This window comes from Aureibaculum marinum (assembly GCF_003813905.1).
GTDB classification, from domain to species: domain Bacteria; phylum Bacteroidota; class Bacteroidia; order Flavobacteriales; family Flavobacteriaceae; genus Aureibaculum; species Aureibaculum marinum.
Genome location: NZ_RPFJ01000001.1, coordinates 43,506 through 65,649, shown reverse-complemented (window position 1 = coordinate 65,649; position 22,144 = coordinate 43,506). Strand labels below are relative to the sequence as shown.

The 22,144-nt window shown below is 28.4% G+C and carries 21 protein-coding genes; 6 read left to right on the top strand and 15 right to left on the bottom strand.

The window, feature by feature from the left end:
- Positions 1-4 precede the first annotated feature (4 nt).
- From EGM88_RS00275 to EGM88_RS00260, 4 genes are all read left to right on the top strand, one after another.
- Complete coding sequence (locus EGM88_RS00275; RefSeq protein WP_123895877.1) at positions 5-1,039, top strand: sensor histidine kinase; 1,035 nt, start codon at positions 5-7, stop codon at positions 1,037-1,039.
- Between the two features lie 3 nt (positions 1,040-1,042).
- Positions 1,043-1,777, top strand: coding sequence for a LytR/AlgR family response regulator transcription factor (locus EGM88_RS00270; RefSeq protein WP_123895876.1), 735 nt, complete (start codon positions 1,043-1,045; stop codon positions 1,775-1,777).
- A gap of 123 nt (positions 1,778-1,900) precedes the next feature.
- Positions 1,901-2,200, top strand: a complete 300-nt coding sequence (locus tag EGM88_RS00265) for a hypothetical protein (protein ID WP_123895875.1) — start codon at positions 1,901-1,903, stop codon at positions 2,198-2,200.
- A gap of 231 nt (positions 2,201-2,431) precedes the next feature.
- Positions 2,432-3,031 (top strand): DUF6515 family protein, encoded by a 600-nt coding sequence (locus EGM88_RS00260; RefSeq protein WP_123895874.1) that lies wholly within the window; start codon positions 2,432-2,434, stop codon positions 3,029-3,031.
- Between the two features lie 84 nt (positions 3,032-3,115).
- Here the strand turns inward: EGM88_RS00260 and EGM88_RS00255 are convergent, their stop codons facing one another.
- The 4 genes from EGM88_RS00255 to EGM88_RS00240 all read right to left on the bottom strand — a co-directional run bounded on the left by EGM88_RS00255 (position 3,116) and on the right by EGM88_RS00240 (position 6,978).
- Positions 3,116-3,847, bottom strand: coding sequence for a LytR/AlgR family response regulator transcription factor (locus tag EGM88_RS00255; RefSeq protein WP_123895873.1), 732 nt, complete (start codon positions 3,845-3,847; stop codon positions 3,116-3,118).
- The gene (locus EGM88_RS00250; protein WP_123895872.1) at positions 3,847-4,890 is read right to left on the bottom strand and encodes a sensor histidine kinase; all 1,044 of its coding nucleotides are present in this window, start codon (positions 4,888-4,890) and stop codon (positions 3,847-3,849) included. Before EGM88_RS00250 ends, EGM88_RS00255 begins: the two co-directional genes overlap by 1 nt.
- Before the next feature lie 232 nt (positions 4,891-5,122).
- A complete protein-coding gene (locus tag EGM88_RS00245) occupies positions 5,123-6,106 on the bottom strand; it encodes a Kelch repeat-containing protein (protein WP_123895871.1) in 984 nt (327 codons plus the stop codon).
- A gap of 2 nt (positions 6,107-6,108) precedes the next feature.
- Complete coding sequence (locus tag EGM88_RS00240; RefSeq protein ID WP_123895870.1) at positions 6,109-6,978, bottom strand: DUF6268 family outer membrane beta-barrel protein; 870 nt, start codon at positions 6,976-6,978, stop codon at positions 6,109-6,111.
- 225 nt (positions 6,979-7,203) lie between these two features.
- Here EGM88_RS00240 and EGM88_RS00235 point away from each other — a divergent pair, with 225 nt between their 5' ends.
- Positions 7,204-8,532: a DUF4270 family protein gene (locus EGM88_RS00235; protein ID WP_123895869.1), complete on the top strand. Its 1,329-nt coding sequence runs from the start codon at positions 7,204-7,206 to the stop codon at positions 8,530-8,532.
- Positions 8,522-9,763, top strand: coding sequence for a hypothetical protein (locus EGM88_RS00230; RefSeq protein WP_123895868.1), 1,242 nt, complete (start codon positions 8,522-8,524; stop codon positions 9,761-9,763). Before EGM88_RS00235 ends, EGM88_RS00230 begins: the two co-directional genes overlap by 11 nt.
- A gap of 18 nt (positions 9,764-9,781) precedes the next feature.
- Here the strand turns inward: EGM88_RS00230 and EGM88_RS00225 are convergent, their stop codons facing one another.
- The 11 genes from EGM88_RS00225 to EGM88_RS00175 all read right to left on the bottom strand — a co-directional run bounded on the left by EGM88_RS00225 (position 9,782) and on the right by EGM88_RS00175 (position 21,957).
- The gene (locus EGM88_RS00225) at positions 9,782-10,498 is read right to left on the bottom strand and encodes a LytR/AlgR family response regulator transcription factor (RefSeq protein ID WP_123895867.1); all 717 of its coding nucleotides are present in this window, start codon (positions 10,496-10,498) and stop codon (positions 9,782-9,784) included.
- Entirely contained in the window at positions 10,495-11,595 is a 1,101-nt protein-coding gene (locus EGM88_RS00220) for a sensor histidine kinase (RefSeq protein ID WP_123895866.1), read from the bottom strand. Before EGM88_RS00220 ends, EGM88_RS00225 begins: the two co-directional genes overlap by 4 nt.
- Positions 11,596-11,775: 180 nt before the next feature.
- Entirely contained in the window at positions 11,776-12,444 is a 669-nt protein-coding gene (locus EGM88_RS00215) for an SCO family protein (protein ID WP_123895865.1), read from the bottom strand.
- Positions 12,445-12,448: 4 nt separating this feature from the next.
- Positions 12,449-13,123, bottom strand: coding sequence for a toxin-antitoxin system YwqK family antitoxin (locus EGM88_RS00210; RefSeq protein WP_123895864.1), 675 nt, complete (start codon positions 13,121-13,123; stop codon positions 12,449-12,451).
- A 1-nt stretch (position 13,124) separates the two neighbouring features.
- The gene (locus tag EGM88_RS00205) at positions 13,125-13,880 is read right to left on the bottom strand and encodes a YHYH protein (RefSeq protein ID WP_123895863.1); all 756 of its coding nucleotides are present in this window, start codon (positions 13,878-13,880) and stop codon (positions 13,125-13,127) included.
- A gap of 70 nt (positions 13,881-13,950) precedes the next feature.
- Positions 13,951-14,463, bottom strand: a complete 513-nt coding sequence (locus EGM88_RS00200) for an EF-hand domain-containing protein (RefSeq protein WP_123895862.1) — start codon at positions 14,461-14,463, stop codon at positions 13,951-13,953.
- 107 nt (positions 14,464-14,570) lie between these two features.
- Positions 14,571-15,992, bottom strand: a complete 1,422-nt coding sequence (locus tag EGM88_RS00195; protein ID WP_123895861.1) for a CotH kinase family protein — start codon at positions 15,990-15,992, stop codon at positions 14,571-14,573.
- 321 nt (positions 15,993-16,313) lie between these two features.
- A complete protein-coding gene (locus EGM88_RS00190) occupies positions 16,314-17,024 on the bottom strand; it encodes a hypothetical protein (protein WP_123895860.1) in 711 nt (236 codons plus the stop codon).
- Between the two features lie 65 nt (positions 17,025-17,089).
- The gene (locus EGM88_RS00185; RefSeq protein WP_123895859.1) at positions 17,090-18,376 is read right to left on the bottom strand and encodes an Lcl C-terminal domain-containing protein; all 1,287 of its coding nucleotides are present in this window, start codon (positions 18,374-18,376) and stop codon (positions 17,090-17,092) included.
- 219 nt (positions 18,377-18,595) lie between these two features.
- Entirely contained in the window at positions 18,596-18,877 is a 282-nt protein-coding gene (locus EGM88_RS00180) for an EF-hand domain-containing protein (RefSeq protein WP_123895858.1), read from the bottom strand.
- A 191-nt stretch (positions 18,878-19,068) separates the two neighbouring features.
- Entirely contained in the window at positions 19,069-21,957 is a 2,889-nt protein-coding gene (locus tag EGM88_RS00175; protein ID WP_123895857.1) for an AsmA-like C-terminal region-containing protein, read from the bottom strand.
- Positions 21,958-22,144 lie beyond the last annotated feature (187 nt).

Below are 22,144 nucleotides of genomic sequence, written 5' to 3'. Positions count from 1 at the left end.
TTCAATGTATAAAAATAAAGTCATAACATTTTTTTCTCATATTTTAGTTTGGCTAACATTATTTTCTTTGCCTTACTTATTATCATATGGACAAGAACAAGAAATTAGTAGGGTTATTGCACATTTTTGGGTGCCTTTGTTTTTTTCTGCAATTATCTTTTATCTCAATTATTTTGGGTTGATAGACCGCTTTTTATTTCCAAAAAAAATGCTACTTTTTATTGTTATAAATGCAGTAATGATTGTGTTTTTTTTGTTTTTAAAAGAGTATATTGAGGATAACTTTTTTAAAAACATTATTAATAAAGGTCTTGAAAGTACACGACGTAGACCTACATTTAAAATGGCGATTTATCTACAGTTATTATCTTATATGGCTCCTTTATTGTTTTCAATTGCTTTAAAAACAACAAAACGTTGGAATCAGATGGAAACAGAACGTAAAGAAGCTATTAACTTTAAACTAAAATCGGAGTTACAACATTTACATTATCAATTGCAGCCACATTTCTTTTTTAATTCGCTTAATAATATTTATTCATTAGTGGATATTTCACCTAATCAGGCAAAAAAATCCATACATAGTTTAAGCAAATTAATGCGTTATATGTTGTATGAAACAAATATGGAACTGGTGCCACTTTCAAAAGAAATCGATTTTATGAAAAAATATATCGATTTAATGAAACTACGTGTATCGGTTAAAACAATAGTTAATTATAATTTCCCATCTGAAGAAACTGGTATTCAAATAGCTCCTTTATTGTTTATTTCATTAATAGAAAATGCTTTTAAACATGGGGTATCTGCAAGTAAAGCTAGTACAATTGAAATAAAGATGACTATAAAAGACAACAAGATTATTTTTACAATTGAGAACGATAATTTTCCTAAAAAAACAGATGACAAAAGTGGTTCTGGAATAGGACTTGTTAATTTGGAGAAGCGTTTACAATTATTATATGCTAATAAGCATAATTTTAAAACTAGTCTTGCTAATAATCGTTTTTTAGTACATTTAGAAATAGAAACAGCATAAGAGATGGGCAACTTAAAAATAACATGTGTTATTGTGGATGATGAACCTATGGCACTTAATTTGGTAGAGAGTTATGTAGAGAAAACCCCTTTTTTAGTACTTAAAAAAAAGTGTAGCAGTGCTATAGAAGCTATGGAATTTTTGAAAGATACCCCTGTAGATTTATTATTTTTAGATATACAAATGCCAGATTTAACCGGTATTGAGTTTTCAAAAATGTTACCAAAAGAAACACGTGTAATTTTCACGACAGCTTTTGATCAATATGCATTAGAAGGTTTTAAAGTAGAAGCCTTAGACTATCTATTAAAACCTTTTGATTATGCTGAATTTTTATCAGCTGCTAATAAAGCCAATGAATGGTTTTCTTTAGTTAAAGCAAAAAAACAAACCATTCTTTCAGAAGAAAAGGAATTTCTTTTTGTAAAATCAGAATACAAACAACTTCGTATTAAATTAGCTGACGTACTCTATTTTGAGGGACTTAAAGATTATATTAAAATTTGGTTAAAAGACAATCCAAAGCCTATTTTAACACTAATGAGTTTAAAATCTTTACAAGAAGAACTTCCAGAAACTCAATTTATGAGAGTACATCGCTCTTTTATTGTGTCATTAAAAAATATTGAAGTTATTGAGCGTAGTCAAATTATTATAAATAATAACCGTATTACGGTTTCTGAGCAATATAAAGAAAACTTCTTAGCGTTTGTAAATAACAATTCTCTTAATTTATAAATTGTATTGTTAATCTGTAAAAAAGTTACATTGATAGGTGAAAAGTGACTATTTGTCTATTTATTTTTTCTGTTGTTAGGAGTAGCTGTACTTTCGCCGAAATTTAAAAATACATATAATATTATGAAAAAAATTGCATTATCACTTATTGTAGTAGTAACAATGGCTAGCTGTAATAGTCTTAAAAGTGCTAACACTTCAAACATCGCTGAGGCGGCAACATTGTTAAGTTCTTTAAGTTCTAACTCTACATTACAACAAATATCTACTCTTTTTAATTTATTAGATTCAGATAAAAATAATGCTATAAGTTCTACAGAAGCTATAGGGACTGTTGCAGATAATTTTAAGGTATTAGATACTGATAATAATTCTAATCTTAACCTTTCTGAATTACAAGGCTTACTTGGTCTATTAAAATAATAAAAACTTGTTATGAAAAAGGAGAAGTGTTTTCTAGTATTTCTCCTTTTTTTATAAAATTAAGCGAAAGGATTTTATTACGTATATAGAATTACTGTAAACGTCGATAAAAAGATGAAAACTATCGATTATCATATTTTTTGGCTTAAAATTTGAAATGTATTTAAACGTATAATACTTAATAGAGTCTAAGTATTAAAAGTAAGTTAAGTTGAATAAAATATATGAATTATGAAAACAATTGTTAAAACATCGGTATTAACATCACTAATTTTAATGGCTTTTGCAACAGACGTTTCAGGACAATCTCGTCGAAGTTCAACCACTACTAAAAAAGTAGTTAAAACAACAACTGTTAAAACAATAACACCTAGTAGAAGGGTGTCTAGTACTAAAGTTACTTATAAAAAACCAACTAGAAAAGTAGTTTCTGTACGTAAAGTGCCTAATAGAAAAGTAATTAATTATAGAGGACAAAAATACTATTACTCCAATAATAAATACTATACCTATTCAAGAGGTAGGTATATTGTAATAGCACCAAAAGTAGGATTTAGAATTAATACATTGCCTGCTAATTATAAAAGAATCCATCATAATAATCATATTTATTTTAATGTAGGTGGTATTTTTTATACACAAATTAATAATGAGTATGAAGTTGTTGATCCAGAAGTTGGTACTATAGTATATGAACTACCAGATAATTATGAAAAAGTAATTATAGATGGTAATACTTATTATGAATATGCTAGTATACTTTATGAAAAAATTCAAGTTAATGGAACAAGAGCTTATGAAGTAGTTGGTGTTATAGAATTAGATGAATAAAAAGTCACAATTATAATTTGAGTTAGTTAGTTTTTTAAAAGACTTCATATTTTAAATATGGAGTCTTTTTTTTTATCTCTTAAGTTATACACCTAAATCTTTAAAAACTTGATCTTTAAAAGTTTCTCCAATAGGCACTCTAATGTTATTGTCAAGTACAATTTTAGTTTTTTGTAAAGCTTTTATAGCGTTTACATTAATAATGTATGAGCGATGTACTCTAATAAATTCTGATGTGGGTAGTTTTTCTAAAATATCTTTAAAGCTAGATAATGTTAAAATAGATTTTTTAGAGTCTGTAGTGTAAATTTTGATATAATCTTTTAAACCTTGTATGTATTTAATTGTATTAATATTAATCTTAACATTTTCATATTCTGATTTTACGAAAATAAATTTATTGGGGGATGGTGGAGCTGGTAATGGGGTAGCAGATGTAAAATTTGCAGTGTTTTTATGTTCTAGTTGGTGTCTTTCTTTAGCTCTAGAAACAGCTTTTAAAAATCGTTGAAAAGAAATAGGTTTTACTAAATAATCAGTAGCATTTAATTCAAACCCTTCTAAAGCATATTGAGGGTAAGCTGTAGTAAAGATAAATTGAGGAATATTGTCCATTATATTAATAAGATCTATCCCTGTTAAATTAGGCATTTCTATATCCAAAAAAACCAAATCGATATCCATTTTTTTTAGAAATCCAATGGCTTCTATTGGATTATGGCATTTGACTGTAACTTCCATACCATCAATTTGATTGATATAAGTCTCAATAACGTCAACCGCCAGAGGTTCATCATCTATAATTGCACATCGCATTAATTTAGTTTTAGTGTTAGGTTAATTATGTATCTATTGTTTTCTTCTTTTATGTTTAGCTCATGCTTTTCCGGATACAAAAGTTCTAGTCTTTCACGTGTATTTTGCACCCCAATACCTGAATGTTTTTTATCTTTCTTTTTATTTCCAATTAAGTTGATACAATTGAATTTTAACTCATTATTAAGAACTGTTATAATAATTTTTACTTCAGTTTTACCAGCAAAATTAGTACCGTGCTTAAAAGCATTTTCTATAAAAGAGATTAGTAAAAGAGGTCTTATTTTTTGATTGTATACATCTCCATGTATGTTTATTGTAACATTTTCATTGTTAGGAATTCGTAAACGTTGTAATTTTAAATAATTTTGAATGTATTCTAACTCATCTTTAAGCAGTACAAAATCATTATCAGTTTTATACAACATATATCGCATCAGTTCAGATAATGTAATTACAGCTTCTGGTGCGTCGTCCGATTTTTTTGAAGTTAAAGAGTAAATGCTATTAAGCGAATTAAATAAAAAATGAGGATTGATTTGATGTTTTAAAAAATGTAATTCAGTTGAGTTTTTTTGACTTTCTATCAAATGTCTTTTTCTTTCATTTTTGTTCCATTCTTCATAAATTCTAATGGAGGTTCCTATAACGATAAATCCTAAATTAAAAAATAAAGGAAACATAGGAAATAGAAATTTTCTTGCGGGTTTAGGAAAATTTTCTAGAGGAGGAGAAGTTGTCCCTTCAATGTTTTCGAAGGGTCTAGGGGCATCAAATGGAATTAATGAGGCCAAAAAAATAGAAATAAAAATTAGAACTAGTGCGGAAACAACATATATTGTAGTTTTTCTTTTTAATAAGAATCTAGGCACTAAATAAAAATAGTTAATATAAAAAATGATAATTGCAGAACATAAAAGGGCAATGGTTTTGTAATGTATTGATCCTCTATCATAATAAATTGGGAGTAAACTTACCAAAACAAAAGCCAACCATATTAAAATATGGATTGCTATTTTTTTAGAATTTAAAATCTTACTCATTTTAGTATTACAATTGAAAATTATCTTTTTTTTCAGGTTCTAAGTTTTGAGAGGTTTATGGTAAATTTATGGTTTTGTTATATTGTTTTTGCTAAAAAACATCACTTTCTTATTTAAATAAATAAAAATATAGAAACTATAGATTATAAAACCCAAAGTGAGTTAATAAAAACGAACTACATAACTTACTTTGGGAAATAAATCTGAAAAAATATAAAAACTACTAATTAACTTAATCTTCGTCGTTATATTCCTCTTGAGGGAATATTTCGTAAGTGTCGTATAGATATAAACTTCCAGTTCTACCTAATGATACAAAAGCTCTATTATTTTCGTAAAAGCTTACGGCATCTTGTCTTGCTGTAGCTTCTAGGCTTGTTATTTCTTCCCAATCATCATTAATTGGGTCGTATTCCCAGGTTGATGTTATAGCACCACTTGCATATCCAGTAGAAACATATCCTAATCCGTTAACCGCAAATGACACAGTATTAGATCTTGTAATTGAATACTCATCTTCTTCGTCCAGGTCTAAAAGACGTGTCCATTCTTCGTTTTGAGGGTCAAATTTCCAAAAATCTGTTTGATAAATTCCGTTGGTGATACCAAAGCCTAAATAAACCATATTGTCAATTATAAAAGCGGTTCCATCTCTTCTTTTATTTCCACCAAAACCTAGTATTTGTGACCATTCATTGGTTGAAGGATTATATTTCCAAAAGTCTTTATAATCATAATCACCGTCATATCCTGTTCCAACATAACCGTAATTGTTTACACCAAAACCAATGGCTGCTCTTCTTGCTCCACCACCAAAATCGGCTATTTGTTTCCATTGGTTAGTAGTAGGATCGTATTCCCAAAAATCACTAAGTTCATTATCCCCATCATAACCGATTCCTATATATCCTTTACCGTCAATTGAAAATCCAGTAGCAGAACTTCTAGCGACTCCTGGAAAATCTGGTAATCGTTCCCAATAATCATCAGCTATATTATATCGCCAAAAATCATTTAAGTAATCGTCTCCATCATATCCGGTTCCCATATACCCATAACCATTTATGGTAAAACTAACTGCATTGCTTCTAGCTACTCCATCAAAAGCAGAACGTTGTACCCAGTTTCCTCTTTCATAGCTGTCATCATCTGAACAGCCAATCAAGGTTGTTAAAGAAACCATTATTAAAGTTAAAAATTGTATTTTGTTTTTCATTTTTATTGATTTTTGTTTTTTATATTAAATTTTACTCCTGTTGATATAAAGGGTGATTTAAAAAGGTCAAAACCTTCTTCATTGTTTGTATTTGTATTATTTAAAGAATAGTCACTATTTAAATATCCACCGGCATTGATTGATATTGTCCAATTACTATCCATATTATAATTGTATCCTATTTTTAAATTTGTATTGTTAAATTCAACTTTGTTAGCACTTTTATAAGTATCTAATACTACTAAATTGCTGAGGTTTGAGTAATTTCCTTTAAAAGCTAATTCAGAAGTGATACTACTTTTATCATTAAATTGATAATTAATATTTGAAATGGGAAAACCTAATTTAAAAGTTAACATTTCGTTTATTTTTGAAGAATAACTTATAGTGGGTAATATTTTGGGTTTGCCTAAAAAGGTATAATATCCTAAACCGAATTCAAAAATTGAGTTTATAAGTTGTTTTTCAAATGTAATACCTCCTGTTAAAAATAAATCATCACTATTTACAGAACCTTTAAAGTTAGAAGATAGGGCTAGTGTTGCATTTGTTTTAAGTTTCCAATCGTTATATATAGGGTATAATAAGGACAATCCATAACTGATGTTATATATATTTTCAATAGCTTGGTAATCATAAAATGTCTTTTTAAAATCAAAATTATAAATGCTATAATTTAGCGTATTTAAAAAATGTATTTTACCTAATTTAAGAGGAACATTTATAGCAAAATCAATATCCGATGAACTTCTGTTTTTATCCATATTAGCTGTATTCATTAAATAATTAAATGATATCAGCGATTCTTTAAATTGACAGTTGGCTTTAATTCCATAAGATAAAATTAGACACGCCATAATTCTTTTTACCATTGGTAATTAATAATTTTTGCTCAAAACTATCTTTAAACTTGTTGATATAAAAAGAAAATAGAAGTTCACTAGATTAGTCTATACAAACTCATGTTTTTTAAAGACCAAAAGAGAATAAAGGGTTTGTAGATAGAATTTTCCAATTGGCATATCAAATAGACTACTTTGTATAACTCTTTTTAAAATAACTAATACTATGTTTAGGTTCGCATCAAAAATTGAAAAATGCGATATATATCAATAAGGTCAATTATTATAATTCTGAGCTTAGTAGTTCTATTATTTTCCTGTAGCGAAAGTGATTCTGAATTGGTAGTAGGAGGTGATTGGGTAAATACAAATACGAAAGTTTATTTTCTTGATACTATTTCAGTAAAATCATCTACTTTTAAAATGGATACGTTAAATGTAGAAAGTGCTGAAAGGTTTTTAATTGGAGCTTACCAAGATCCTATTTTTGGCTCGATAAAGGCAAAAACCTATTTACAATTATCGCCTTCTAATTATTCCATTGCTAATGATGTTGAATACGATTCAATTGTTTTAGTTTTAAAGTATGACAATTATTTTTACAATGACACCATACCCACCCAGGGAATAAAAGTTTATGAAGTTACTGAAGAAATTGAAACTGATGATGAAGATTATCCTTACTTCTATAATACAACAGAATTTGAACACAGTACAACGCCAATTGCAAATTTAGATTTTCTATATAGGCCAAATAAGATTGGTGATTCTCTTCATGTAACTTTAAATGATAATTTTGGTGTAGAGTTGTTTAACAAAATCAAAGAAAATGAAATTAACAATAACGACGATTTTTTAGATGAATATAAAGGATTATTTATAGAACCTAAAGATGACAACACTACAATTTTTGGCTTTTCTAATACCAGTTATGTTCGTTTATATTATAGTACTGATGTTGAGTTAACCTCTGAAGAAGAAGGGTTACTTTATTCTGATTTTTCAATAAATACAACTAATAGTTTTCATAACATAACATCAAATCTTCAAAACACGACTTTACAATCTTTACAAACTGGTAATACAGAAATATCCAGTTACGATACTGGTGATAAAAGTTATTTGCAAGGAGGCATTGGAATAGCAACTAAAATTGATATTCCTAATATTAAATCTATTTACGATATAAAAGGTACGGGAGTTATACTATCTGCTAATTTACAAATAGCATTAAAAAAAGACATTAATGCTGATATTTTAACTACGAGAGATTCTTTACAGCTTTATATTATTGATGATGATTATAATGTTGTAGATCTGTTGTATGCTTATGATGGTTCTGATGGTGTGGCTTATGGAGAAATTGAAAGTGAAGATGATGAGTTTAATATTACTACATATTCAATACCCATCAATTATTTTTTAACGCAAAAACTTAGTTCAATAAATGGTGACGAACTTTATTTAGCAATATATCCACAAGAATACACTCAATCTGTTGATAGGTATGTTTTTTACAATGAGAATGCTTCAAATGATGTCAAATTAAAAGTTGAAATAATTTATACCGTATATGATGAATAATAAAAATAGAATTTTAACAATTATATATTTGATTTTATTGGGCTATGGTCAGCTTAATGCCCAGTCAGAGTCATTGACCAGTTCGCCTTATTCTCTATATGGTTTAGGTCTCTCTAATAAAATGAGTACAGGAAAAGCCAATGCTTTAGGGCATTCAGGTATTGCAAGATTTTCTACTGTAGACCTTAATAGTTTAAACCCTGCATCGTATGCTACGATACATTCAAATTCTTTTTTTTACGATATAGGTTTAAAAGGTCAGTATGCATCTTATAATGAGAATAATTATAAAAAAAATGAGTTAACTGGTAACTTTTCAAGTTTAGCATTTGGGTTTTCTGTTACTAAAAATTCAGGTATTGGCTTAACTTTATTACCCTACACCAGTATTGGCTATTCTATTACTGGAATTGAATCTGATGTGGAAGGATATGATGCTAAATTTCTAAGTGATTTTAATGGTTCTGGAGGTCTTAATAATTTAAAACTTAATTATGGGTATTCTATTGGTAAAGCATTGAGGTTAGGAGTATTTGGATCTTTTCTTTTCGGAAATATAGAACAAACAGAATCTAGTACTATATTAGGTAGTGAAATGCTAATTGATGAAACTAATAGTTATTCAGGATTTAGAGGTGGAGTAGGACTACAATATGATTTGACTAAAAATGTTTCTTTTGGAGGTATAGTCAGTTTTCCATCAAATTTGAATGGAAAACAATCTAGTGAAGTTACCATATCAGAAACTGTAATAAGTTCTGATGATGGTAAACTTAAAGATTATAAATTACCTTTAGAAATTGGATTTGGTACTTATTTTAAGGTAAAAGAAAGATTTTTGGTTTCTTTAGATTATAGGAAAAATTTCTGGACTACCACAAATCAATCTGATAATATAGGTGATTTTGTAAATCAACAAATTTATAATGTAGGTTTAGAATATATTCCATTAAAAAAGACTTTAAGTTATTTTAGTAAAATAAATTATAGAGCAGGATTTAGTTATGATGATGGAAATTTAAGAATTGGTGATACTAGAATTTCAAACTATGAATTTAATTTAGGTCTAGGATTACCACTCAGTGAAATGAATAATTCTGTATTAAATATTACCTATTCTTACGGAAAGTTAGGACAAGTTTCTAATAATTTAATAAAAGAAAATTACCATTCAATTGGGGTAAATTTAAGTTTAGAAGATATCTGGTTTGTAAAAAGAAAAATCAATTAATACAACATGTTTTTTTAGTTAAACTAAAAAATTATCATCTAAAAATTTTTGAAATTTTTCTTTGTGTTGTTCACTAATTGGAATATATGTTTTTTCGTCAAAAACAATTCTATTACGTTCTACCATTGTTATTTTATCAAGATTTACCAAAAACGAACGGTGAACTCTCATAAAATTAGTATCTGGAAGAAATTTTTCCATTTTTTTCATGCTCATTAAAGCCATTATGGGTTTGTCATTTGATAAATGAATTCGTACATATTCACGCATTCCTTCAATATATTTTATATCGACTAGGTTTATTCGAACAATTTTATATTCAGATTTAATAAATAAAAATTTATCATTACTATGAATTTCAGTTTTATCAATTTCTTTTGGTTTTAATCGATTTTTGGCTTTTTCGGTAGCTTTTAAAAACTGAATATAACCAATAGGTTTTAATAGATAATCGATAGCATCTACCTTAAATCCGTCAAGGGCATATTCACTATATGCAGTAGTAAAAATTACTTTTGGAGGGTTGTTCAAAGATTTTACAAAATCCATCCCGTTTAAATCAGGCATATTAATATCAACAAACATTAAGTCAACTTCATTTTCTTGAATAAAAGAAATTGCTTGGAAAGCACTTTCAAATTGATAAATTAGGGTTAAAAATGGAGTTTTATCAATATAACTAGCTATTTGCTTAAGAGCAAGAGGTTCATCATCAATGGCTATACAACGTATCATAATGGAATATTTAAATTTGCGACATATTTTTCTTTACTTTCTGAAATGTTAAGAATATAGCTGTTTCCATACAATAGATACAATCTTTTTTTAGTATTTTTAATTCCTATACCAGAGGAAGTATCTTTTTCTTTTTTATGATTGCTATTTTCTATTGTAAAATTTAAAGCATTATCAGAAAAGGACATCACTATTTTTATATAAGAGGGATGATTATAACTAATACCATGTTTAAAAGCATTTTCTAATAAAGAAGTAAATAATAGTGGAGGTATTGATTTATCAGGAATACTACTAGGAATATCAACCTCAATTTTTACTTTGTTAGTAAAGCGAAGTCGCATAAGTTCAATATAACTTTGTATAAATTTTACTTCTTTTTTTATGGAAGTAAAATGATCATCAGAGTCGTATAATAAATGACGCATTAAACTTGATAGTTTAATAATAGAGGTTTTCGCTTCTTCAGAGTCAATATCTACTAAAGCATGAATATTATTTAATGTATTCATAAAAAAATGTGGACTGACTTGATTTCTTAAAAAAGCCATTTGATTTTCAACATTTTCTTTCTGTAAATTCGATTTCTCTTGTTCTAATTTAGCCCAACGCATAGAAATTTGTAAACCTGCGTCAAAACCAACCAATAATACAGCAAGTATTATAAAGTTAGCATAATTAGGAATTGGTCTAGGAATATCTTTTAAGGGCTGAATTTGAAAAGGAGATTTTTCTAGATTGTTACCACGAGGAAATGGACTACCTGTGTTTTCTAATCTTTGAGGTGGATTTATTTTTTGTATTGGCCTGTTGCGGGTAAAATAAATTCCTATAGCTAATAGAAGTATTAAAATAATGGTACTTGAAAAATAGCTAATTTTTTTACCTTTAAAGAAAAGTTTTGGTAATAAAATTAATCGATTGATAAAAAACAAACCCAAGAGGGGTAAGTAACTTACCCAAACGTTTAGGATATGCCCCCAGTCTATCTCCGATTCATAACGTCCAAATAACAAAGGGGATGCAAATAGTAATGCCCAAAAAGCAATTATTATTAATGTTTCAAAATAATTAAATTTATTATTTTTAAGTTTCATTAGTTAGGTATTACGTTCTAATTTATGATTTTAGAATCATAATTTTATATTAGTTTCAGTAGTTATATATTTAAATGTAAAACTTTTAATTACATAATAAATATAGATTTATAATTTTGTTTCATAGTTGGTATTATAACTTTATGCTCAATAGAAATAGAGGCTTTTAAATTAGTAAATTTATACTTCTTTTTTTAACGCTTTAATATCTATTATTAATTGAGCCATAGAGGCTCTATCTAAGCCGTTATAAATACCTCTAATGTGTTTATTTTTATCTATTAATAAGAAATTTTCTGAGTGTAAAAAATCATTACTATTTTTTGGTACACCTAAATCATTTTCAACAAAGTATTCATTTCTACCTAGGTTATAGATTGTAGTTTTATTTCCTGTAACTAAATGCCATTTGTTAGCTATTACCCCATGGGTTTCAGCATATTTCTTTAATTCAGCTACAGAATCAATAGTTGGAGTTACTGAATGAGATAAAAATAAAACTTCAGAATCTTGTTTAAATTCTTGTTGAAGTTTAACCATATTGCTAGTCATTTTTGGGCAAATACCAGGACAACTTGTAAAAAAGAAGTCAGTAACATAAATTTTATTTTCAAATGTTTTTTGAGAAATAGTATCTCCTAACTGATTAATTAATTTAAAATCAGGTATTTTATGAAAATTTTTCTCTTCTTTTGTTTCTGGCATTAACCAATGTGGTGTAAAAGACTCTTCACTATAATAAGGTAAATAGTCAACTCTACTAGTTTCAACAGAGTTTACATCTTTTTTATTAACCTCTTTTTTACAACTAACAGTTAAAGCAAGTAATAAAATTAGTACATATCTCATGTTATTATTTTTGTAAGGTTTTTATGTTAGGTATATTTTTTTTCTTTTCACCAAATATGGATATTGTTCTTTCGTCTTCAATAACTACTTCATCTTCTAATTGGTAACATAAATTGGCTTTTTTCATGCCAAAAATTCGTCCATTTTTAGCTTCGTAATTGACATATAATTTTCCGTTTTTGAGCCAAGCTTTTTGCATACCTTCTTCTTTTCCATTTGTGTATGTCATTTGTTTTGCAATTTGTCCAGAGGCATACCATCTTTTTTCTACACCTTGTAATTTGCCATTTTTATAGTTAGCTTCAGAAGCTAAAACTCCATTGGGCCACCATGATTTATAACTACCAATAAGTTTATTTTGCTGGTAATGAGATTTCACTTTTAATTGCCCATTTGGGAACCAAATTTTAGCAATTCCTTGTTTTTTCCCATTATAAAAACCAACTTTCTGTTCTAGTTTGCCATTATCGGTATAGGTTACCATATATCCATTAAAAAGTTTGTTATTATAATACCAATTGCCTTCATTTCCATTAAGTTTTATTTCACTTTTATTTACTTCAATATTTTGAATATTTATTTCTTTTTTAATAGAGGCAATTTCTTTTTCTTTAGATGTATTCTTACAATTAATAAAAAATAGAGAGCACAATAAGAGTAGTAAACTTAACTTTTTCATATTAAAAACCTTGATATGGACCTGCGAATAAAATATAAGAGTCAGTATTTGAATACAATTCATTAATTATATGATAATGATATTGTTCAACACCATCTGTATATTGTGTGGTTGTTGTATGTCCGCCAGAACTATCTAAATCTGTTGGGTAAGTACCAGTTGAATAGCACTTTCTGCCATAAATAAAAACACCATCTAATAAAATACCAATAAGTTTGTCGTCATCATCACTAAAAGCTACAGGTTCTAAATGATAGTGATATACACCAGGTCCAATATGTGCACCAGTCCAATCTAAACTGGCAGCGGCTTGACTTAACGGTCCATTACCTTCTGAGTCATTAAAAATTGAGGCTCCACTTACAGCAATACCAATAGTGTTTAATTGTGTTGATACGGTTTTACCATCTAAATTAGGTACAGCATCAACTGTTATTGTTACGGCATTATTATTACTAGACATAATTGATGGAGTAACTTCTACATTAGGCTCGTCCATATATAGTTTATTTCCTTCTCCCCAGTAGACTGTTTTATGATTTGGTAACCCTGTAGTTTCAATTGTTATAGTTGTACCTCCATCGGATAAATATGCACTTACAGCATCCGAATTAAAGGCTTCAAATTCTGATGGTAATATGGTTAATGCTTCATCAGAAGACTCTCCGTTTACCTCGTCATTATTAGTACATGCCATAAATATTATCAATATTAATGTAGTTATAATTGTTAGGGATATTTTTAAAATGTTTTTCATATTTAGTTATTATTTAAATGCTTTTTATTTTATAAATTAGAGGTGTATATTAGATTAATTTCTAATTGTTTTACCTTTTCTTTTTTTTTAGTTTTTTTGTGTCTGATTTTTTTAAGAAAGCTTTTAATTCTTCTAAGTCAATTTCGTTGTCATCATTCGTGTCAATTTCATCAAAATTATTGGTTAGTAAGAGCTTCTCTTTTGCAGCTATTTCTAAGGTATTTAGCTTTCCATCTGCATTATCATCAACTTCTTTTATGATTTGCTCAGCAGAATTTTCTTTAGGTCTATTTTTTCTGTTTAGCGACGCTTCTAATTCTGCTAAATCAATATATTGATCATCATTAGTGTCTATGGTGTCAAAATCTTGAGAGATTTTACTTCTTTGATCTTTAGAGGCTTCATCAATATCAATTTTATTATCACTATTTGTGTCCAATTTTGATAAAATTTGAGAAGCATCAGGTTTTCCTCCTTGTCCATTTGATCTTCTACCTTGCTCTCCAGGACGTTGAGCAAAAACTCCAAAACATAAGAGAAATAAGAATATGGAAATTGCTAATTTTTGGTTTTTATTTTTCATTTATTGTTGTTTTTAATGGTGGTTTATTTAAACTTTTTAAAGGAAAATAAAAGCTTCGCAATCACCTACAAAGCTTTTATGATATATAACTTAAAATGAATATTCAATTAATTGTTTAAATAATTACTTACAGCATTGGCTCTACTAGTAGCATGTGATTTTAAAGTTGAAATTGCTCGTTGAAAATCATTACTAGTATTTAAAAAGGTGTATCCAGGAACCTCTGCTACAGCTGAAGACTCAATTAAACTAGCATAAGAATCATAAGTGCTTTGCATTGTTGTTGGATTAAAAGGACCATTAATAGTTTCTTCAACATAGTTATCATATTTAGCTTTGTAAACCTCGTCGGCATACAAGTAAGATATTAATGGCCAGTCTTCAGAAAGGTTTGAAAAATCTAGATTCAAAGCTCCTTGCATTTTTCCGCTTTCTAGAGCTTCATTATGATCCCAAGGTATCCAAGTTAATAAATTGTTGTCAGGGTTATTGTATAAATAATAATTATGAGGCATTATTCCATAAGTATCCCAATTTTGAATAACGGTGTTTACAGCTAAGTAATGTAAAAACACATCAGTGTCTAATACGGCATCTAAGCCTGCTCTCCAAGCAGTTGGATCTGTTGTTCTTGTATCTGCATGTAAGGCACTAAATAAGGCTTGAATATCAGACCAATCAGCTTCGTCTTCATTTGTTTTTTTATCAAATCCTTCTTCGTTAAAAGTACCTTCTGCAAAACTAGCTCCATAATCTTCAGGTTTATATAAATTTCCATCATCACTTGAAAATTGAGTATCAATTAACGTGTCGTCTACCTCTTCTACAAGTGTGTATAATCCAAAATACTCTGGACCATCACCATGATCTACATAAAGAGTGTAAAAAGCAGTATGAGAAACAGCAAGACCAGCATTTTTAAAAACATCTGCGGCAACTTTTTCTCTTAAAAAAGATTGATCGTTATAATTATTTTTTAAGCTCAATTTTTTAAATCCATAAAAACGTTGATTTTTTATTTGAGGATAATCATCTTCAAACTCATCAAAATCAAGTTTAAAAGCTAATTTTAAAATTCCTTGTTGCCAACTTGTTTGTAAACTAGAATTTCCTTTAAAACGTAATCCTACTTTGTACCATTGTTTGCCATTATAAAAAACATCTCCAGGAACAAAAATTGGATCTTCATCAATATCACTTAATCCATTACCTCCATGACCATTTACTCCAAAAGAACCATAAAGGTTTGTCATATCAGCTAGCATGGCGTTCCAGTTGTTTTCTGAGATTACAAAATCTAATCTTTTTACTTGTGAATCATCAAATACTTCATCAAAATTTGGTTCTGCATCGTTACTATGCGTTTCGGTAGTCCAATCTGTAGGTTCAAAATCCAGATCATCAAGTTCTACTTCTGTATCTGTTATTATTTCAGATGTTTTATCATCGTCTGAACAGCTCACAAGAAATAAAGAAGTGAAGAATAATAGATAGATAAATGGTTTAATTTTTAAATTTGTTGTATTCATGATTTTTTATTTTACTTCAGTTGATATTTTTAAAAAAAAGATATAATACAACCGCTATAAAGAACAAAAAACTTGCTTATTAATGTCGGTTTGTTCATACAAATTAAGGTGATGTTATTAATGTTTAAAATTATAATCTATGTTTATTGAATTATAATCTACGAAAAGGATGATTTTCTAAATAAAGAGGTTATAATGGATATAGAAAAGCTGTGGAAATCAGTATTTAAAGTAAAAGGATTGATCTAAATAAAGACCAATCCTTATACAACTAACTAACTAAACTCAAATGAAAACTTATTTATAAAATGTAATAATTTATCAACTTAATTCTTGATTAAGATTGATAGATATAACTAATGTTTTTTTTCTCAAATTATTTGCAATATCTAATAACTTTTCAGATTGAACCAACCTATCAATAATGCTATTTTGGTATTCTCTACTTTTTAATAATTTCTGATAATTAGATTTTTCTCCTACGGTCTTTATTTTATTGTATTTTGTGTTTTGCATAACTAGAATATCGGTTAATGATAGGTGTTTTTCTAGCACGGGCTGAATCCTATTAGTTACAATATTTTTTATAATAGATTCTTGTATTTTAAATGATTCTATATCGTTAGGATAAGCAATAAGTAAATTTTTAAGTAAATCACTTTCTAGCAAATCAAATTTTGTATTCACTACAGAACTTATAGCTCCGTCTAAAAAATTAGTGGTTCTAAAGTGGGTATTTATAATGGTGTCTTTAGCACCTTGTGATAATTTATTTGAGGATATACTGATATAATTCAGCGTTCTTTGCATTTTTTCAATATCTTCTGTGTATTTAGCAATGGCAGTATCAATAACTTTGAGATTGGTATCTAATTCTTCATTTAAGGTTGTATAGATTTTTAATTCTACAGCTTTGCTTTTATAAATTTCATTTATATTATTTATTTTCCATGCAATTAAAACACCAATAGATATTAAAATTACTTCTCCAAAAGCATATACTAGATAACTTTTTATTTTTCCTAAATTCAATGAATTTCTTTTAATTTTATGGAATAATCTCACCTTAATTGTTGTTGGTTAACAGTGTAATTATACTAGTCTATATTTCTTACCAATCGTACATAATTATAATAACGTTCACCACCTTCTCCTAAATTACCACCTTCGAATTTAGTGTCAAACCTTACGGAACCTGCACCATGAAAATCTTTACCTTCTCCATTTACTGCTCTACCAAAGGCAACGTACCAAGCATAAAAATAAGGTTCTCCACTTCTAAAATGTGCTGAGGTACTGGTCCAATAATACCCATAATCGGAATCACCAGCTTCATTTGTAATTGGTGTACAATTAAATATTGGATCAATTGCTGGACCAATCTTAGTAGAATCTTTTGCATTAGGTGCATAAGAATAATCTACAATGCCTTGTAACTCTTTTACATTTGGTAATCGCCAATCAGAATAGCCTGCTAATTCTGAATTTTCAGCATAAGCTAAAGCATTTTCCCAATCTAACCCTTTACCATTATCGTTTTTTGCCCACATTAGTCCAGTTGCTTTATCCGTAATTGTTTTATCATTATTATCGATAAAATCATTAATTCCGTAAGTATTGCCACGTACAGCACGTATATGTTTTAGCATTGGATTACCTATGGGTTTATCTTCTTGATGAGGAGATTGTTTTCCTTCGGATAATTTTTGTCCTGGAGGTGCTTGATGGCTTGGTGGTGGCCCTTGGTGTCCTTCTTTACCATCGGGAGCTGCAGCGGCATAAGCTTTTATATGTCCTGTAGCATGATTGACACCAAAAGCAGCATTATAATGTCCTTCTTCAGTATAACCAACATATTTATTACTAGACCAATATTGTTCGCTTTTATCTACATAATCATTATTTACAAGAGAAAAATAATTGGTGTCTAAATAAGGCCATCCAGAACTAAAATCACTAATTGAATACAATTCTTTTGCAGTTGGCATTCGCCAATCATTATATCCTCCTAGTTCTAAATTTTCGCAATACTCGTTTGCATCTTCCCAATTAAATCCTTCTGAGGATGGAATTTCTTGCCACATTAGTCTTGTATTTAAATCAGTAACAGTACCATTATTATTTTTTTTAAAATCCATTTTTTGACCTTTTAAATAATTGGCATCTTGACCATAAAATGGGGCACCTTCATTAATCGTTGAGCGTATGTTGCCGTCGCCATCATATAAAGTGGTTTGTCCCGTAGCAACTTGCACAAAATTAGTTTGCTCTGGTTGTTGGTCTGATATGGAGCTTTGAACTTTCGTAGTATTAATGTTTTTACAACTAACTAAAGTGACTATCGAAATTAGTACAATTATAATTTTAAATATTGCTTTTTTCATTGTTAACTATTTTAGTTGAGACAAAGTAATGATGAATTATTTTTGTTTGAAATTAAAATCAACGTTCTTGTAACCTTTGTCTATGTATTGACAAATTTTGTAAATAATTATTGGGTGAATTTGTTGATTTTAAATTTGTTAAAAGCTGTTGTTAAATAAAAAGATCGGTCTTGATAAAGACCGATCTTTTTAAACTAACTCAACTACTTTAATTAACTATTATTGTCTTTTTTTTCTTTCTGGTTTAGGAGCATTTTCAAATTCTTTTTCAGAGATAAAACCATCTTCATCAGTGTCAATCTTTGAGAAATTTTCTTTTAAAGGTCCTTTTACTTCTGATTCAGACAATTTACCATCTTCATTGGCGTCCATTTCTTCTAATAGTTTTGCAAAAGTTGGTCGTTCTTTTTTTCCTCCTCTTTCAGAAGATTGACCATAACTAATACCTGTAAATACTAAAGAGAATAATGCTACTATAATACTTGTTTTTAATGCTTTCATTTTTTTATGTTTTAAGTTATGACACAAAGAAATAACATCAGGCTATTGTAAAAAATTAAAATCTACGTTTGGGGAGATTTTGTCTACAAAGTAGGGTGTCAATTAAATTAGTGTTTTTTATTTACCACAGTAAAGATAGGCTTGTAGAAAAAATAGTGTATGTTCTATTTCCTTTATTTAAACCAGTATGTTTAGTGATTCATTTTTAGACTGTCTATTGATTTTACGTTTAAAGAGTCTAATTGTATGTTTTCAATTTTCTCTTGTATGCTGGTAATCTCTTCAACTGACATACCTTCTCGAATTGAATCTTTTAGTATTGACATTCGTAATAAATCTTCTTTGGAGTAACTCTCATCAATATCTTCTAAAGAGTTTAGGTCAGGCGATTTTGTACCTAGTTTGATATCTAAATCTTCACTATTTCCTTTTACTACCACTGGAATACCAATAATACCTAATGGAGGTAAACCTATTCGCATTTTAATACTTAGCTCTCCATCTAATGTAGTTTGGCCTTCAGCTCTTAAATTAAATGGTCGTATTTTAAATTTAAAACGATCTATGGTTAACACATTGTTCTTTACGGAAGATTTAATAGTAATTTCAGATATTTTAGGATCATGTAAGGCGTTAAAACCAGATTTTTCAGATATTTTACCCATTAATTTGTATCCATCAAATTGAACGCTATGTACTTTTAAAGTTCCTTTACCTTTTAGGTCAGGGAATACAGGGAGCATATTTTTATTTAAAATTCCTGCTAGTTTATAATCTACAGATACAATACCAGATGCTTTTTCAGCCGCAGGTGCTAATTGTTTAAATAAATCAATACTGTTGTACCCTTTTTTTAAGTTGAGTTCATTGGCTTTTAAATCTATAGAGAATAATGCTTTTTCAAGACTTGTCGGTTGGTAAAACCCTTCCAGTTTAGAGAAGCCATCAACCATTTGTAAGCTCCCATTTTTCAGAAAAAGTCCTTGTTCTTTTAAGCCAAGATTTCCTCTTAATTTTGTAATAATTAAACGATTGTATTTTAGAGTGTCTATTTCTATTTTTGTTGCTATATCTACGTTTTTAGGAGTCTGCATAACTCCAGTTATTACTGAGTTAACAGCCGTACTATCTTTCGATTGTGTTTCTTCTTTTGGGAAAAACTCGACAATATCAATTTTTGTAGATTTAAAATTAATATCACCTCGTAATATACCTTTAGACATTAAAGCGTAATCAATATAGTTTTGGAAATATCCATTCATAGTAACATCAGTAGATTGATGTTTGGTGTGAAGTTTTGAAATTACCATTTTCTCATTTAAAAAAGAAAATTTACCTTCTTTTATTAGAACTGGAAATTGTAATAAATCTGTATTAATTTCAAGGTCCGTAACATTTAATATACCACTATTTGTATTTTTATTTAACGGATTATTAAGTTGTCCTTTTAAATTCAAATCTGCTGTTAGCTGTCCTCTTTTAAATAGAAAAGGTAATTCTATTACTTGATTAAGAGATGTAAAGTCAATGTTTCCGTTAGCATTAATTTGATAATTAGGATTCTCAAAATTTTTAAAAGATCCAGAACTAGTAAAGGAGTTATTGAGAAACGAAAAGTTTAGTGTATTAACGATTACAGATGAGGTTTCGTAGGTTAATCCTTTATTTTCGAATATGGCATCAATTTCAATGTTTTTTATTGGTTCAGCATGCCCAGTTGTTTTTAAAGAACCATTAGTTACTTTAAAAAATCCTTTAGTTTTTGGTAGCTTTTCGGAAAGTGGGTAATACATACCATCTGTATAAATATCGGTTGTTAAAACACCAGTAAATTTTAGGTGTGGTAAATTTAGGGTTTTGTTAAGTATGTTAAGATTTATATTAGACTTAATGTTTGACTTAACATAAAGAGAATCTATTATACCTTTAATATAAGCATGACCTCTAGTAATATCATTATTCAGAGTAAAGTTAAGGCTGTCAATATTGAGATTAATAAAATTCTCTTTCAAATCGCCTTTTAGTTTAACAAATAGATTTTCTACTGCTTCTGGAGCATTTTTATGTTTTATAGAGCCATCGTAAAGGTTTGCATCTAAAGTTATATGGTTTGTAGCAACCTCTTTAGGAACTGTTCCAGAATATCCAGTTAAATTCAATGTAGCCTCTAAATCTCCATCTAGACTCATTTCTTTTGCCCATTCGGTATAGTTTGGAGGAAGAGCAGTAACAACATCTTCTAACGTTCCGTTTTCTGTATTAAAGTGTAAATCGTAAGCAAAACCATCATCAAATACATTTAGTTTTCCATTGAAATTTAGGTTTAGGTTGTTTAAGGAGATGGTATTTTTATCTAGAGCAATGGCAAAATTTTCGGTATCATATACTGTTAAAGCTTTTGCTTTAAGTTTTTTTCCGTTTAGATAGTCAATATTTTCAAAAACAACATCTATACTATCAATATCTAATTTAGAACCTAATTTCAGTTTGCCATTTTTTAATCCACCACGTCCATTATAATTTAAACCACTTGTATTTATTGTTAAACCATTTTCGGCATCTTGGTAACGTAATTTTGCGTTATCAATAGATAAATGTTTAAGATTTAATCTGAGATTAGTTTCACTACTATCTTTTACTGTAGTTGTATCTGAAGCTTTAAATATGTCGTAGTTGGTTTTGCCAAATTTATCTTTAATAAGATTTATATTGCAATGGGTAATGTAGGTTTCGTTAATAACTATTCTATCCGAAAAAATAAGTTTAAAAACATTAATACCAAAACCTAATTCTTGAGCTGAAATTATTGTATCCTTTTTAAAAGCAGCAGAACCAATTAAATTTACATTTTCGAAAGAAAAAGTTAAGGAAGGAAAATGATTAAAGAAAGAAATTTGAGAGCCATTAAATTGTAGTTCCGTTTCTAAACTATTATTAATGCCTTTTTTTATTTCGTTAGAAATAAAATTGCTAAAAATAGAAGGGATTACTAACATACTAATAGTGATGAAAGCGAGTACAGCTATAATCCAGATTACTAGCTTTTTTAAAACACCTTTATTATTCTTTACTTTCTCCATATAATTCCAGTTATTCAGAAATTGTGCTCAAAATTAATATTAAATTTTTGGTGGAATGCGTGATTTTATTATTAATATTGAAAAAAAACTGTTAAAATTTTTATAATAAATTTTTTTGTTCTTTAAAACCAGTTTGTAGCTTTTTAAATTAGAATATAAGGCATTTATATCGGGTAAAGTTGACTAA

Excerpts from the sequence above, each read along its gene's own strand:
- EGM88_RS00275 (WP_123895877.1), top strand. The coding sequence starts at position 5 with ATGTATAAAAATAAAGTCATAACATTTTTTTCTCATATTTTAGTTTGG.
- EGM88_RS00270 (WP_123895876.1), top strand. The coding sequence starts at position 1,043 with ATGGGCAACTTAAAAATAACATGTGTTATTGTGGATGATGAACCTATG.
- EGM88_RS00265 (WP_123895875.1), top strand. The coding sequence starts at position 1,901 with ATGAAAAAAATTGCATTATCACTTATTGTAGTAGTAACAATGGCTAGC.
- EGM88_RS00260 (WP_123895874.1), top strand. The coding sequence starts at position 2,432 with ATGAAAACAATTGTTAAAACATCGGTATTAACATCACTAATTTTAATG.
- EGM88_RS00255 (WP_123895873.1), bottom strand. The coding sequence starts at position 3,847 with ATGCGATGTGCAATTATAGATGATGAACCTCTGGCGGTTGACGTTATT.
- EGM88_RS00250 (WP_123895872.1), bottom strand. The coding sequence starts at position 4,890 with ATGAGTAAGATTTTAAATTCTAAAAAAATAGCAATCCATATTTTAATA.
- EGM88_RS00245 (WP_123895871.1), bottom strand. The coding sequence starts at position 6,106 with ATGAAAAACAAAATACAATTTTTAACTTTAATAATGGTTTCTTTAACA.
- EGM88_RS00240 (WP_123895870.1), bottom strand. The coding sequence starts at position 6,978 with ATGGTAAAAAGAATTATGGCGTGTCTAATTTTATCTTATGGAATTAAA.
- EGM88_RS00235 (WP_123895869.1), top strand. The coding sequence starts at position 7,204 with ATGCGATATATATCAATAAGGTCAATTATTATAATTCTGAGCTTAGTA.
- EGM88_RS00230 (WP_123895868.1), top strand. The coding sequence starts at position 8,522 with ATGATGAATAATAAAAATAGAATTTTAACAATTATATATTTGATTTTA.
- EGM88_RS00225 (WP_123895867.1), bottom strand. The coding sequence starts at position 10,498 with ATGATACGTTGTATAGCCATTGATGATGAACCTCTTGCTCTTAAGCAA.
- EGM88_RS00220 (WP_123895866.1), bottom strand. The coding sequence starts at position 11,595 with ATGAAACTTAAAAATAATAAATTTAATTATTTTGAAACATTAATAATA.
- EGM88_RS00215 (WP_123895865.1), bottom strand. The coding sequence starts at position 12,444 with ATGAGATATGTACTAATTTTATTACTTGCTTTAACTGTTAGTTGTAAA.
- EGM88_RS00210 (WP_123895864.1), bottom strand. The coding sequence starts at position 13,123 with ATGAAAAAGTTAAGTTTACTACTCTTATTGTGCTCTCTATTTTTTATT.
- EGM88_RS00205 (WP_123895863.1), bottom strand. The coding sequence starts at position 13,880 with ATGAAAAACATTTTAAAAATATCCCTAACAATTATAACTACATTAATA.
- EGM88_RS00200 (WP_123895862.1), bottom strand. The coding sequence starts at position 14,463 with ATGAAAAATAAAAACCAAAAATTAGCAATTTCCATATTCTTATTTCTC.
- EGM88_RS00195 (WP_123895861.1), bottom strand. The coding sequence starts at position 15,992 with ATGAATACAACAAATTTAAAAATTAAACCATTTATCTATCTATTATTC.
- EGM88_RS00185 (WP_123895859.1), bottom strand. The coding sequence starts at position 18,376 with ATGAAAAAAGCAATATTTAAAATTATAATTGTACTAATTTCGATAGTC.
- EGM88_RS00180 (WP_123895858.1), bottom strand. The coding sequence starts at position 18,877 with ATGAAAGCATTAAAAACAAGTATTATAGTAGCATTATTCTCTTTAGTA.
- EGM88_RS00175 (WP_123895857.1), bottom strand. The coding sequence starts at position 21,957 with ATGGAGAAAGTAAAGAATAATAAAGGTGTTTTAAAAAAGCTAGTAATC.